Raw genomic sequence first — 12,918 nt, forward strand, 5'->3', positions numbered from 1 at the left:
ATTAAAAAGCAGCCCGTTGGGCTGCTTTTTGCTTTTAAGCAAAGTTTTTCCCAATCTGGGCGATACTATACAGACGGTCGCAGTAAAATTTTCATCTGCCAGGGTGGGTTAACCATGTCTCACTACACCGTCTACGCTGATCTTAACTGTCCATTCTGCTACGCTCTGCACGAGCAGCTGTTTCAGTTTGGGATGCTCCCACAAATCCACTGGTGCCTGGTCGAGCACGCACCGGAGATCGCCACCGACCACAAAAGCGCCGAAAACCAGGCCGAACTGGCCAGCGAAGTCTTTATTGTCCGCAGCCGGGCTCCTACGGTGGATGTTGCCCTGCCGAAATTTCGCAGTGACAGCCGCTTTGCGACGCTCTGCATTATTGAAGCCGCTACCCACGATCCGGACAAAGCCATTCTGCTACGCCGCCTGCTGTACCGGGCACTCTGGGTAGAGGGTAAGGATATCTCCGATCCCTCGGTCATCTACCAGTGCCTGACCCATGCCGGCCTGCCAGCCGAAATCAATCTGGAAGAGTCCCATGAACAACAGTTGGCAGACTGGCAGAACGATTGGGAAAAAGGCAATTACAAACTGCTGCTGCCGGTACTGGAAGCCGCTGATGGACGTTCCTCGATCGGCCTGCCCAGCAGCGAAGATCTGCTGGCATTTTTTAAAGGCGAAGAGATCGGAACCTTACAGCAGAGTCCTGAACATATCCCGCATCTTAACCGCCAGACGATCTCCATCTACGCAGATCACAGCAGTGAAGTGCTCTGGCCACTGATCTCGGCACTGCGTCACGACTACGATATTCTGCTGCCCTTCAACCTCAGTGAACTGCGCGCGCTGGTGCATGATGATCCGCCTGATCTGCTGTTACTCAGTACCGAACAGCAGTGGCGGGAAATGACCGGGCTCTGTCAGGAGTTCCATAAGAACAAAGAGACCCCACCGTTGCCGATAGCCTTTCTCAGTCAGGAGGCTGACGACCAGTTAGAGATGTCGGCTTACCGGTCGGGCGCTTCTGACTTTTTACTGCTGAGCCGGCGTCCGGAGATACTGCAGGCGCGGATCAGTATCCTGCTGCAGATGAAGCAGTCGCTGGAGAAACTCGCCCGTAATGCCCGTATAGACGGGCTGACGCAGGTGAATAACCGACGCGAGTTCGAACGCAGCATCGAAACCGAGTGGCGCCGGGCACAACGGGTACGCCGGCATATGGCGTTGCTGATGCTGGATGTAGATCACTTCAAAGCCTTCAATGATATCTACGGGCATCTGGCCGGCGATGGCTGCCTTCGTGCAGTAGCGAAAACCATCGTCGAGAGCACCCAGCGCGCTCAGGATTCTGTTTACCGGTACGGTGGTGAGGAGTTTGCCATCATCCTGCCGGAGAGCGATGTGCAGGGGGCAGCTTTAATCGCCGAACGGATTCGGCAGGCGATAGAATCACTGCAGATCCGGCACCAGGGCTCAGAGTGTAATGAGGTTGTTACCGTCAGCATCGGTATCAGTTGCCTGAATCCGGTGGATGGCGGTAACCCTCACGATCTGGTCGATCAGGCGGACAAAGCACTCTATCAGGCCAAATCCGCAGGCCGGAACCGGGTGGTTACAGCCCCGACATAGGCTGGAAGCCCGGTAGCGCACGAATCCGGCCGATCCAGTCAAGGATGGCCGGATAATCTTCCAGACGGATACCGCCCTCATGTGCCAGCGCCACGTAAGGCATCACCGCGCAATCCGCAATGGTTGGCCGCTGCAGGGTCAGCCAGTCATTACGTTGCAGGTGGGTATCGACCTGTTGCAGAATGCGGGCGGCCTTTTCCAGCGCCAGCGGTTTATCCAGCGCGTAACCAAACTTGTCCACCAGCCTGGCGGCTCCCGGTCCGTGCTGGATCTCATTTGCCGCGGTTGATAGCCACTGTTCGATCTGTGCAACCTCTGCGGGCGTTTCCCCATACCACCGGGGTGATGCATAGCGTCGTGCCAGATAGACCAGAATCGCCTGAGAATCACGTAATACCAGATCACCATCCTGCAGTATGGGTAACTCCCCCAGAGGGTTCAGATCAATCAATGGCGACTGCTTGTGTTCGCCAGACAGAAAGTCCACGGCAACCGTTTCCAGTTCAATCCCGGCCAGCGCCGCGAACAGACGTACCTTGTAACAGTTGCCTGACGGCTCGAGGTCATAGAGTTTCATAGCGTTTCTCCTTGCACTTGATAGCCCAGGCTTTCCAGCTCGGTCGCGGTATAGCGTGGGGTAATAAATTGAGAACAGTTCCAGTCGAAGGCTTCCACCTTAATCAGCATCAGAGACTCCACCCGCTCACCCGCCTCCCCATCGAGCAGTGCGCCCCGCCAGATGTCAGGCAGTTGTTCCGCGGACAGGGACTGCACCCGTCCGAGCAGCTTCAGGCGACGCTTGTTGGGGTAATCCATCAGAAACAGGGCCACCCGGTTATTGGCACTCAGGTTCCCCAGACTCTGATACTGACCATTACCCGGACGGTTTACAAAGCCCAGGGTTGCAGAATCAAGCACCTTTAAAAAACCGGCGCTGCCGCCCCTGTGTTGCAGGTAGGGCCAGCCGCTTTCTGACACGCTGGCCATATAGAAACTATCTCTGGCGGCGATAAAGCTCTCTTCCCGCGTCTGAAGATGCTGAAAGTCCGGCATCCTCTCTTTCACCCGGCTGACACGTTCGTAACTGCCGAACTGCTGTTGCGCAGCGACAACCGACGGGGTAAAGGTGATTTCGCTGAAACGGTGTCCCATAGACGCGCTCTCTGATCAAACACTTTCAGCCAGTATCAGCCAATCGGTAATCGCAATAAAGCAAGCAAAATGCTTTTCACCTATGCAATTTATGCAATAATCGAACACGATGAATAAACTCAAAGCGATGAGCATTTTCCTGCGTATTATCGATTGCGGCAGCCTTAGTCAGGCGGCCGATAAGCTGGGGCTGTCCCAGTCTTCGGTCGCGCGCTCACTGGCAGCGCTGGAGCGCGAACTGGGCGTTCAGTTAATCCATCGCACCACACGGCGCCTGCAGTTGACCGAAGAGGGCTATGAATACAGCCAGCGCTGCCGCCAGATTCTGCTGGAGATCGAAGACGCTGAAAGTGCCCTCACCCAGCGACAGAGCTCCCCCCGCGGTGTATTGAAGATCACCGCTCCGCAGACCTTTGGCCGTCGCCATCTCAGCCCACTGATCAACCTTTTTCTTGAAGAGTTCCCGAGCATGCAGGTAGAGCTGGTTCTGCTCGACCGCGTGGTTGACCTGCTTGAGGAAGGGATGGATATCGCGCTGCGTATTGGCCAGTTACCTGATTCAAGCCTGATCGCCAAACAGGTGGGCGAACTGCGCAATATGGTATGCGCCAGCCCGGAATTGCTGAACCGGAGCGGTACGCCAGAGCAGCCTGATGCGCTGGAAAGCCTTAACTGCATTCAGTTAACTGCAATCCGTAACCAACGGCAGTGGAGCTTCAAGGAAGGCTCGCAACTGAAACGTATTCAGGTCAGCGGGCGCTTCAGGACGAATCATGTCGAAACAGCATTGGATGCGTGTATAGAGGGGCTGGGATTTGGTCAGTTCCTCAGCTATCAGGTCGCGCCTGCCATCAGCCGGGGCGACCTGATCAGTGTCTTACACAAATATGAGCGCCCGCCTCTGCCGGTCAGTCTGGTTTACCCCCACAGCCGCCTTCTCTCGTCACGGAGCAAAGTGTTTATCGACTGGGTTACACCACGCCTGAAAGCGCGTTTATTGCAGATAGAAGCTCAGCTCTCCGGCCAGTAACGGGCCAGTGGCGGAAAACGTTCGATCAGACCTTCACGCCCGAGTTGCTCCATCAGCGCCATGTTCCGCTCAGGGATCTCATCCGGGTTCTTGTAATGCACCAGCACCCGGGCCATCTGCCCCTCGCGGATAAGATGCAGGGTGGGAAACGGCGCCCGGTTGGTCCAGTTGGTAATATCATCCGGATCAACCCCGGCAAAACAGTAAGCCGGGTGGAAACTGGCCAGTTGGAAAACCCCCTCCAGACCCGCCTGCTCAAGCGCATCCTGACACAGATCCAGCAGATCGAGAAAGGCTTCAAAGTCGGCAAAGCCGTGACTGAAGCAGAGTAGCGTGGTCGACAGCTCCGCCTCCGGCAACGACTGAATCCGCTCCAGCTCCTGCAGGAAGTCCCCCAGCGCCGCGGTTTCTGCCACAGCTTCGGACCGGGCATAACGGATACTCTGGTTCTTCACCTCAGGCGCGGCAAACGGGCACAGGTTAAGGCCAACAACCATGGATTCAACCCAGTCGCGGGTCAGCGATTTTGCCTCAGAGGCAGGAAATGCAAAGGTCTCAGTTTTCATCCCGGCATAGTACCCCAGCCGCGTCTCGCTGCCTACTGAAGCCCTATGCGGTTTCTGCTAACATAGCCGCTTCATTTTTCTGGACTGTGCACCGTGCCCGTTAAAGCCGCCCTGACTCGTCAGAACTTCGACACCCGCTGGACCGCTTTCCGCCGTCCCTACGCTCAGGTAGCCCCGCGCAATCTGCGCACCTGGCTGACTGACAGTGGCTCTCTGACGCAGCGTCTGGTCAACCTCAGTAACGGTGAGTTTCGCGTTGAAGTCGTCAGTCAGGGCAGCGCCCTGCCGACCCGCTCCGAAGCCCGCCTGCTGGGCTTGAAGCCGCGACGAAAAGCACTGGTGCGTGAAGTCCATCTGATCGGTTGTGACCAGATCTGGGTGTTTGCCCGCACCGTGGTCCCGTTCAGCTCTCTGCGAGGCACCCAAAGACGCTTGCGGCTGCTGGGTAACCGCTCGCTGGGCAGTTTGCTGTTCAGTACTCCGGGAATGCGTCGCGGCCCCCTGCAGATCAGCCGTTTGCAGTTAGCTGACCGGCGTCAGGTCTGGGCACGACGTTCTGTGTTCTATCTGGCGGGGCAACCGCTTCTGGTATCCGAGGTTTTCCTGCCGGAACTCCTGCAGGTAAAATAGCCGCAACCGATAAAGCTGAGCCTGATTATGTCTGCACCGCTGCCACAATCCCTGTCGCCCATGGAAAAACTCAAGGCCTACGGCCGTCTGATGCGGGTTGAAAAGCCGATCGGGACCTATCTTTTGCTATGGCCAACCTATTGGGCGCTGTGGATCGCAGCCGAAGGCGTGCCGCCGCTCGACCTGCTGATCATTTTTACCCTCGGGGTCTTTCTTACCCGCTCTGCCGGCTGTGTGATCAATGATTTTGCCGACCGCAAAATCGATGGTCATGTTAAGCGGACGGCGGGACGACCGCTCCCCTCTGGAGAAGTCACAGCACGGGAGGCACTTGTGCTGTTCAGCGGGCTGATGTTGCTGGCGTTTATTCTGGTGTTGTTTACCAACCTGAACACCGTGCTGCTCTCCTTTGCTGCGCTGCTGCTGGCAGCCTGTTATCCGTTTATGAAACGCTACACTCACCTGCCGCAGTTAGTGCTCGGGGCCGCATTTGGCTGGGCGATCCCGATGGCATTTTCTGCGGTGGGAGGGGATGTCCCTGCGATCGCCTGGCTGATCTACTGCGCCAAGCTGCTCTGGACCATTGCCTATGACACCATGTATGCGATGGTCGACCGGGATGATGACCTGAGAATCGGGGTTAAATCCACCGCCGTTCTGTTTGGTGATGCCGATAAGGTCATCATCGGTCTGCTTCAGATCACCACCCTGCTGGCCCTGATTCTGGTGGGCATTCAGGTCGGTCTGGGGCTGGCTTACTATCTCGGACTGGCAGCGGCATCAGGGCTGTTTGTCTATCAGCAATGGCTGATCCGCGAGCGTGAGCGTCAGCCCTGCTTCCGGGCGTTCCTCAACAATCACTACGCGGGCCTGCTGATTTTTATCGGTCTGGCCGCAGATTATGGGTTACGGGCTGCGATCTGAAACCCGCCACTGCTTATTGTTTGAGCAGTAAATTGCCTATACTTACGATCTGTCATATTTGTGTAACAGTATTGTCTTCTAATATTCGCGTCATTTAAAAACAGAGTAACAAGGACAATCAAACCATGTCTGTATCCAAACGCGTACTGATCGTTGATGACGAGGCGCCGATTCGCGAAATGATCGCCGTTGCACTTGAGATGGCCGGTTATGAATGCCTGGAAGCCGAAAACACCAACACCGCGCACGGTCTGATCGTGGATGACAAGCCAGATATGGTTCTGCTGGACTGGATGATGCCCGGCGCCAGCGGTATTGAATTTGCCCGTCGTCTGCGTAAAGACGAAACCACCGCGGATATCCCGATCATCATGCTCACCGCCAAAGGCGATGAAGATAACAAGATCAAAGGGCTGGAAGCGGGTGTTGATGACTACATTACCAAGCCATTCTCCCCCCGCGAGCTGGTCGCACGCCTGAAAGCCGTGCTGCGTCGTACCACGCCGAAAGGGATTGAGGAACCGGTCAGCGTCGACGGCCTGACGCTAGATCCGATCTCACACCGGGTCACCTCAGACGCCACGCCCATTGAACTGGGACCCACTGAGTTTCGCCTGCTACAGTTTTTTATGACCCACCAGGATCGGGCCTACTCCCGCAGTCAGTTGCTGGATATGGTCTGGGGGGGAAATGTCTATGTTGAAGAGCGTACCGTGGATGTTCATATCCGTCGCCTGCGTAAAGCACTTGGCGAGCGTCACGATTATCTGGTACAAACAGTTCGCGGAACAGGATACCGCTTCTCTTCCAACGTAGCTTGATGTTTTTAAGACCAAGGATCGTCAATGACCAAAAGTCGCCACTCAATGCTGACCAGCCTGCTGCTGGTGAGTGGGGTTGCTATCGCAATAGGGCTGATCGCTGGCTATCCGGGATGGATCCTCGCCATCGCCCTGTTCGGCTGGGCTATTTATCAGATTCGTCAGTTCAATCGGCTGATGGGCTGGTTTCAGGCCGACAGCAGCAACGAAGAACCCCCGGAGGCACCCGGTCACTGGGGTGAACTGTTCGACGAACTTTCCCGGTTACAACGCAGTCAGGCTGCCCGGGAGCAGGCGCTGCGCAATGTCATTACCCGTTTTCAGGATTCCTCCTCAGCCCTGCAGGATGCGGTCGTCATTATTGACCGCAATAATAATCTGGAGTGGTGGAACCAATCCGCGAACCGTCTGTTAGGCCTCGACAGCCGCACCGACCGGGCTAAACCGGTGATGAACCTGCTACGTGATCCGCGCTTTATCCGCTACTTTAAGCGTGACCAGTATAATGACCCGATCACCCTGCCCTCACCGGCACACAGCGATATTCAGATTCAGTACCAGATTACACGATTTGGTGATGGCGACCGGTTGCTGGTGGCACGGGATGTCTCCCGCCTGATCCGTCTCGAGCAGACCCGTCAGGACTTTGTTGCCAACGCCTCTCACGAACTGCGCACACCACTGACCGTGATTCGCGGTTATCTCGAGACCTTCCTCGATCAGGAACTGCCCCGGCCGTTACTGCGAGGCCTCGGCTCTATGCAACAACAGGCAAGAAGGATGGAAAATCTGGTTTCAGATCTGTTGCTGCTGTCTAGGCTCGAAGCCAGCCATCAGATCTCCGATGAGCAACCTATTCAGATCCATAGTATCCTGCAGCATATTATTGAAGGTGCTGAACAGCTCGGTCAGGAGAAACAGCATAAACTCCTGCTGGACATGGACACCCACTATGACCTCACCGGTCAGGAGATCGAGCTGCACAGCGCGTTCTCCAATCTGGTCTACAACGCAGTCCGTTACACACCCGCTGAGGGAGAGATCAAAGTTTCCTGGTGGGTAGATGATCAGGGCGGTCACTTCTCCGTTAAGGATAATGGGCCCGGGATTGAATCAATCCACCTGCCCCGCCTGACAGAACGTTTCTACCGGGTCGATGAGAGTCGCTCCTCCGCCAGTGGCGGTACCGGGTTAGGACTGGCCATCGTGAAGCATGTACTGGCTCGCCATGGCGGCCAACTGACGATCAAAAGTAAGGTCGGGAAAGGCAGTACCTTTAGCTGTCATTTCCCGAAAGAGATGGTGATTAAAGCCGTTGATATGGATGAGTCAGAGGATGACCTGTCAGAATCCGGCCACCCTCCTGTAGCATCCTGATCAGGAACCCTGTTCCAGGCGTTCCTGATCAAGCACTTTCTCCGGCGAAGCGTAAGCTTCCACCCAGTAGATGGTTGCACCCACCACCGCCGCCGGCATGATGATCAGATTCAGCAGCGGCACCATCATCCCCACCTGCACCAGACCACCAAAACCGATTGAGGTCAGCCGGTCCGCCTTCAGCATGCCACGCATATTTTTGAAGCTGACTTTGTTGTTATCCATCGGGTAGTCGCAATACTGAATCGCCATCATCCAGGCACCGAACAGCAGCCAGAGAAACGGGGCGATCAGGTTGATCACCGGAATAAACGACAACACCAGCAAGAACAGGAAGCGAGGCAGGTAATAGCCCAGCTTCGCCAGTTCCCGGCCGATTGCCCGTGGAATCAAAGCCAGCACAGCCTGCCAGCCCTCGTCGGTAATCACATCACCGCGCAGACGCTTCTCAACTTTCTCAGCCAGAAAACCGTTAAACGGTGCCGCAATGATATTCGCCACCACGGAGAAGCCGTAGTACACAAAGATAATCACCACCAGCGCCAGCACCGGCCAGAGGAGGTAATGCAGAAACTGCAGCCACTCCCAGTCCGGCAGGAAACGGCTGATCAGAGCATCGACCCAACCGGTGAAGTTACTGAACAGCAGCCAGATCGCCGCCACAAACAGCAGAATATTGGTCAGCAGCGGCACCAGCACGAAGGGCCGGATTTGCGCATCGGGCAGCATCTGCAATCCACGCAGAAGATAGCCCGCACCACGTACAGGATTTCCTTTCATAACCACCTACATTAATAGATAAAAAACAGTACCAGACGGATCACCACCGCCGCGACCATCATACTCAGGCCCGCACGGTTAACCCTGAACTCACGCACCGTCATCTCCATGGTCGGCTTCCAGAATTCCACCAGCGAGCGGTAATCCCGGGTTCGTCCGGCGTACATCGCCAGAGAGACCAGAAACACCAGCAGACCACCCCAAAATAAAAACTGTTCTAATATTGCCAGATACATCACATTCGCCTTTACTTATTGCCAGTAGCGGGGAACCCGTTTTAATCTTACCGGTCCCTATGTTTAGCCCGGCGGGCAAACAAGAAGCTAGCCTACCAAAAAACATTGTAATCGGCTGCCCTGCCATGGTTTATCAGACACGATATCAGAACCATGGCCCCGCCCACGGCTGAACCTGAATATAGCTGTTGGAGTACTCCATGAAAGCAATACAGATCAGTCAGTTTGGTGCCGAAGACGCGCTAAATTATACCGAACTGGCTAAACCTGAGCTTAACCCCGGCGAAGTGCTGGTACGGAACCGTGCTGCCGGGGTTAACCCCATTGACTGGAAAACCTGCGCCGGTGGTGGTGCCGCTCCGTTTATAGGCGAGCTGCCCTTTGTACCCGGCTGGGAGTTTGCCGGCACAATTGAAGCGGTAGCGGCCGACGTCAGTGAATTCACCCCGGGCGATGAAGTCTTTGGCTGTATCCGCTTTCCGGAACGCGCCGGATGCTTTGCTGAGTATCTGACCGCACCGGCTGACCAGATCAGCCTGCGGCCTCAGGGATTGCCGGCAGAAGCGGCAGCGGGCCTGAGTCTGGCCGGTCTCACCGCATGGCAGGCACTGTTTGATAAAGGCCACCTGCACGCTTCGCAGCAGGTGGTGATTCTCGGCGGTGCCGGTGGCGTAGGCCATCTCGCCGTGCAGTTGGCCAAGTGGATGGGCGCGCGGGTTATCACCACCGCATCAGCCGAGAACCATGAGTTCCTTAAGCAGTTGGGCGCCGATCTGGTGATCGATTACCACATCGAAAATATTCTCGACCACGTCAACAATGTGGATCTGGTGATTGATGGCATCGGCGGTGACGTGGGTGTCGACGCGCTGCGTTGTGTGAAACCGGGCGGCACACTGGTGACCCTGCCAAGCGTTACCAAAGATCAGGTAATCGAAGCGGGCCGCGCAATGAAAGTCAAAGTGGAACCGATCCGGGTTGAGAATAATATCGAGCAGCTTGATCGTCTCGCGGGCCTGTACGCTGACCGTAAACTGCAACTGCAGATCGCAGCGACCTACCCTCTGGAGAAAACCGCCGAAGCCTTTGCAGCCAGCAAAACCGGTCGTACCCGTGGCAAACTGATTCTGACGATCAGCTAAGCCAGCGCAGGAACAAAAAACGGGCCTTTTTCAGGCCCGTTTTTTTTAGGGTTGAGAGGAGCAGAGCTGCTGTTGCTGACGCATCAGCAAACGGCAACCCTCACCCCGTATATCGCGACTCCAGCAGGCATGCCGTGCCCAGCTTTTATCGTCATCACTGGGCTTCTCTTTAAATTCAGGCACCTCATCACAGAAATGCTCAGTCGGTTCTGCTTTTTCCCAACAAGCCTTGAGGTACTTGCCATGATTGATGGTACAGGCAAAACCGGAGCACTGATCAAAGCTTTCCAGAACCGCCTCGAAGCAGCCACTCTGATCGGAGCGCGCACCCAGCGCCAGACCTCGCTCCCGGTATTCTGCTGACTGCTCAGCCAGCTCCTGATTCCAACCCGGCAGCCAGTGATCCTGAGTCAACCAGGCGACAAAAATACCCGCTGCCAGCAGCAGTAACAGGCCGAAGATGATTTTCTTAACCATGGATTATCCTTAACGTGGCCGCCAGAGCAGTCCCTTCATACAGAACAGTAAGCCCAGCGCGGAAAGCAGCATACTGCCATTCACCAGAAGCGGGTGGCGCGCCATCAGCGGCTGAAACGGGTGTTTCTGCTGCATATCACATTGATCGTTGCTGTAATCGAACGAGCCGCCTTGTTGCAGACAGGCATCCACAGCGGACTGCTCGACAAAGAAAACCCCCATCAGGGTCAGCGCCGGCAGGATCAGCAGAATCAGTCCAAATCTGAGCATCAGGACTCGCTGTCGGTAATGCCGAGGTTGCTGTAACCGTCGTTGTGCGCCAGTTCACGCAACTCAGCCAAAGCTTCACCACGTGGGATCTGATCCTGAATAATCTCCAGAATATCGGCCTGGAAATCGTCTTCCTGCTGCATCAGTTCGTGCGTGTTGATAAAGCGTACCAGCTCTTCATCGGAGATCTGATCATCCGCGTTCAGCTCAATAAAGCCCGCCACGCACTCCCGGGAGACATTGGCGACATTCATGACTTCGCCGGCATCTGCTGCGATCAGAGTGTTGAGGGTGGAATACAGCGCAACGATGGCATCCAGCGCCGGAGACGCTCCGTAAAGATCGAACTCATCCAGATCCGGCATATTCGCTTCCACCTTATCAAGCTGAACCTCAAAGTTCATCTTGGCACCGGTGTTGTTCAGGTGATCCCAGACCGCATCCAGAATCTGCCGCATCTTCGCCGCATCGCCAAACTCCATCAGCCGGGCAAACAACGCAAAATTGGGGAACATCCGCTCAGAGACCGCCGCGCAAAAGGCCGCCAGTTGCCAGTCTTTCAGGTCATAAAACTCTTTATCGAAGCGCTGATCGGACATGGTCATCACCAGATCTGTTAGAAAGTCGCTATTGTACCGGTTTTATCGGCAATTGCAGTGAAATATTCAGCCCCTCACAGGCCACAGCAGAGGAGAAAATCTTCAGCTCAGATCCCGTGCCTGCAGGTAGGCCAGTTCGGATACATCGTGCCAGGCACGGACCTGCTGGCGGAACCGATCATAGGATTCAAAGATTTTCACCGCCCGGGGATCGCGGGTCAGTTCCTGCTGCACCACCTCATCGGAGGTTTGTTTTAACTGTTGCAGGACTTCCTCCGGGAAACGCCGGAGTTCGACCTTATGAACTTTAACCAGTTGCAGTAAGGCGCGATGATTTTTTGCCGTCAATTCCGCCAGCAGATCCTGATTCGCTACCCGCATGGCATTTTTCACAATATGCTGCAGATCCTGAGGCAGGCGCTCCATTGCCTGTTTATTGATGAGGCATTCCAGTGTCGCACCGGGTTCATGCCAGCCGGGGTAATAATAATAGCGGGCCACTTTATACAGGCCCATCGCGTAGTCATTATAGGGAGCCGCCCATTCCGCGGCATCGATATCGCCCCGCTGCAACGCTGCAAAGATCTCCCCACCGGGAAGCAGGACCGGCTGGGTGCCATGACGTCGCAATACTTCGCCACCCAGACCCGGAATGCGCATTTTCAGACCCTGAAGATCTTCAATCCGATTGATTTCACGATTGAACCAGCCACCCATCTGAACACCCGTATTGCCACAGGCCCAGGGCAGCAGGCCATACTCAGCGTAAAGTTCCTGCCAGAGCTCGAGCCCTTCCCCCTTATACAGCCAGGCGTTCATCTCCTGGGCATTCAAACCGAAAGGTACCGCCGCAAAAAACTGCGCGGCACGCACCTTACTGGCCCAGTAAAAAGCCGCGCCATGGCCCATCTCAGCATCACCGTCGGCAACGGTATCAAACACCTGAAGTGGGGCGACCAGTTCGCGGGCACCATACACCGTGATACGGATCCGGCCGCCACTCATCTCTTCTATCAGGCGGGCCAGAAAGTCAGCCGACACGCCAAAGCCCGGCGAATTTTTCGGCCAGGTGGTGACCATCTTCCAGCGGAATTCAGGGCGCTGTGCCGCCGCCGTAGCAGGCATGCCACTCAGGCCGGCTGCCAGTGACAGCCCGCCAGCACCTTTGACAAATTGACGACGCTTCACGAATCTGACCTTAGTTATTATTTTTCAACGAAAATAACATGGCCACTTTCGCACCGCAATTAAGCACAGTAGATGATCTGGATAGCAGAAGGTTGTTATA

General features: G+C 55.7%; 16 protein-coding genes. 7 read left to right on the top strand and 9 right to left on the bottom strand.

Annotated features, from left to right (window positions below):
• Nucleotides 1-114: 114 nt before the first annotated feature.
• Nucleotides 115-1,626 carry a diguanylate cyclase gene (locus QUD59_RS07555; RefSeq protein ID WP_286240586.1) on the top strand — a complete coding sequence of 504 codons (1,512 nt, stop codon included), beginning with the start codon at nucleotides 115-117 and terminating at the stop codon, nucleotides 1,624-1,626.
• Here the strand turns inward: QUD59_RS07555 and QUD59_RS07560 are convergent.
• Both QUD59_RS07560 and QUD59_RS07565 read right to left on the bottom strand, forming a co-directional pair.
• A complete protein-coding gene (locus QUD59_RS07560) occupies nucleotides 1,610-2,203 on the bottom strand; it encodes a glutathione S-transferase family protein (RefSeq protein ID WP_286240588.1) in 594 nt (197 codons plus the stop codon). The two genes, QUD59_RS07555 and QUD59_RS07560, sit on opposite strands and share 17 nt — an antisense overlap.
• Nucleotides 2,200-2,778 (bottom strand): pyridoxamine 5'-phosphate oxidase family protein, encoded by a 579-nt coding sequence (locus QUD59_RS07565; protein WP_286240589.1) that lies wholly within the window; start codon nucleotides 2,776-2,778, stop codon nucleotides 2,200-2,202. Before QUD59_RS07565 ends, QUD59_RS07560 begins: the two co-directional genes overlap by 4 nt.
• Nucleotides 2,779-2,887: 109 nt before the next feature.
• Between QUD59_RS07565 and QUD59_RS07570 the strand changes: the two genes are divergently transcribed.
• Complete coding sequence (locus QUD59_RS07570) at nucleotides 2,888-3,808, top strand: LysR family transcriptional regulator (protein ID WP_286240590.1); 921 nt, start codon at nucleotides 2,888-2,890, stop codon at nucleotides 3,806-3,808.
• On the opposite strand, the gene QUD59_RS07575 is transcribed toward QUD59_RS07570, so the two are convergent.
• Nucleotides 3,790-4,374, bottom strand: a complete 585-nt coding sequence (locus QUD59_RS07575) for a DUF1415 domain-containing protein (protein WP_286240591.1) — start codon at nucleotides 4,372-4,374, stop codon at nucleotides 3,790-3,792. The genes QUD59_RS07570 and QUD59_RS07575 overlap by 19 nt on opposite strands.
• A 93-nt stretch (nucleotides 4,375-4,467) precedes the next feature.
• Between QUD59_RS07575 and QUD59_RS07580 the strand changes: the two genes are divergently transcribed.
• From QUD59_RS07580 to phoR, 4 genes are all read left to right on the top strand, one after another.
• On the top strand, nucleotides 4,468-5,004 hold the full coding sequence (locus QUD59_RS07580; protein WP_286240592.1) for a chorismate--pyruvate lyase family protein: 537 nt from the start codon (nucleotides 4,468-4,470) through the stop codon (nucleotides 5,002-5,004).
• A gap of 27 nt (nucleotides 5,005-5,031) precedes the next feature.
• Entirely contained in the window at nucleotides 5,032-5,928 is an 897-nt protein-coding gene (gene ubiA, locus QUD59_RS07585; RefSeq protein ID WP_286240593.1) for a 4-hydroxybenzoate octaprenyltransferase, read from the top strand.
• 125 nt (nucleotides 5,929-6,053) lie between these two features.
• A complete protein-coding gene (gene phoB, locus QUD59_RS07590) occupies nucleotides 6,054-6,749 on the top strand; it encodes a phosphate regulon transcriptional regulator PhoB (RefSeq protein ID WP_286240594.1) in 696 nt (231 codons plus the stop codon).
• A 24-nt stretch (nucleotides 6,750-6,773) separates the two neighbouring features.
• Nucleotides 6,774-8,126: a phosphate regulon sensor histidine kinase PhoR gene (phoR, locus tag QUD59_RS07595; protein ID WP_286240596.1), complete on the top strand. Its 1,353-nt coding sequence runs from the start codon at nucleotides 6,774-6,776 to the stop codon at nucleotides 8,124-8,126.
• Here phoR and cysZ read toward each other — a convergent pair whose 3' ends face one another.
• Entirely contained in the window at nucleotides 8,127-8,906 is a 780-nt protein-coding gene (cysZ, locus tag QUD59_RS07600) for a sulfate transporter CysZ (RefSeq protein WP_286240597.1), read from the bottom strand. It abuts the gene before it with no gap.
• A gap of 11 nt (nucleotides 8,907-8,917) precedes the next feature.
• Nucleotides 8,918-9,142, bottom strand: a complete 225-nt coding sequence (locus QUD59_RS07605; protein WP_286240599.1) for a hypothetical protein — start codon at nucleotides 9,140-9,142, stop codon at nucleotides 8,918-8,920.
• Between the two features lie 200 nt (nucleotides 9,143-9,342).
• Here QUD59_RS07605 and QUD59_RS07610 point away from each other — a divergent pair, with 200 nt between their 5' ends.
• Nucleotides 9,343-10,284 (top strand): NADP-dependent oxidoreductase, encoded by a 942-nt coding sequence (locus QUD59_RS07610; RefSeq protein WP_286240600.1) that lies wholly within the window; start codon nucleotides 9,343-9,345, stop codon nucleotides 10,282-10,284.
• A 45-nt stretch (nucleotides 10,285-10,329) separates the two neighbouring features.
• On the opposite strand, the gene QUD59_RS07615 is transcribed toward QUD59_RS07610, so the two are convergent.
• The 4 genes from QUD59_RS07615 to QUD59_RS07630 form a co-directional block, all read right to left on the bottom strand.
• A complete protein-coding gene (locus QUD59_RS07615) occupies nucleotides 10,330-10,761 on the bottom strand; it encodes a hypothetical protein (RefSeq protein WP_286240601.1) in 432 nt (143 codons plus the stop codon).
• Between the two features lie 9 nt (nucleotides 10,762-10,770).
• Nucleotides 10,771-11,031 carry a hypothetical protein gene (locus QUD59_RS07620; RefSeq protein ID WP_286240603.1) on the bottom strand — a complete coding sequence of 87 codons (261 nt, stop codon included), beginning with the start codon at nucleotides 11,029-11,031 and terminating at the stop codon, nucleotides 10,771-10,773.
• The gene (locus tag QUD59_RS07625) at nucleotides 11,031-11,630 is read right to left on the bottom strand and encodes a YjaG family protein (RefSeq protein ID WP_286240605.1); all 600 of its coding nucleotides are present in this window, start codon (nucleotides 11,628-11,630) and stop codon (nucleotides 11,031-11,033) included. Before QUD59_RS07625 ends, QUD59_RS07620 begins: the two co-directional genes overlap by 1 nt.
• 102 nt (nucleotides 11,631-11,732) lie before the next feature.
• A complete protein-coding gene (locus QUD59_RS07630; RefSeq protein ID WP_286240606.1) occupies nucleotides 11,733-12,818 on the bottom strand; it encodes a TRAP transporter substrate-binding protein in 1,086 nt (361 codons plus the stop codon).
• Nucleotides 12,819-12,918 lie beyond the last annotated feature (100 nt).

The sequence above is a fragment of the Neptuniibacter halophilus genome (assembly GCF_030295765.1).
In the GTDB taxonomy this organism is placed as follows: domain Bacteria; phylum Pseudomonadota; class Gammaproteobacteria; order Pseudomonadales; family Balneatricaceae; genus Neptuniibacter; species Neptuniibacter halophilus.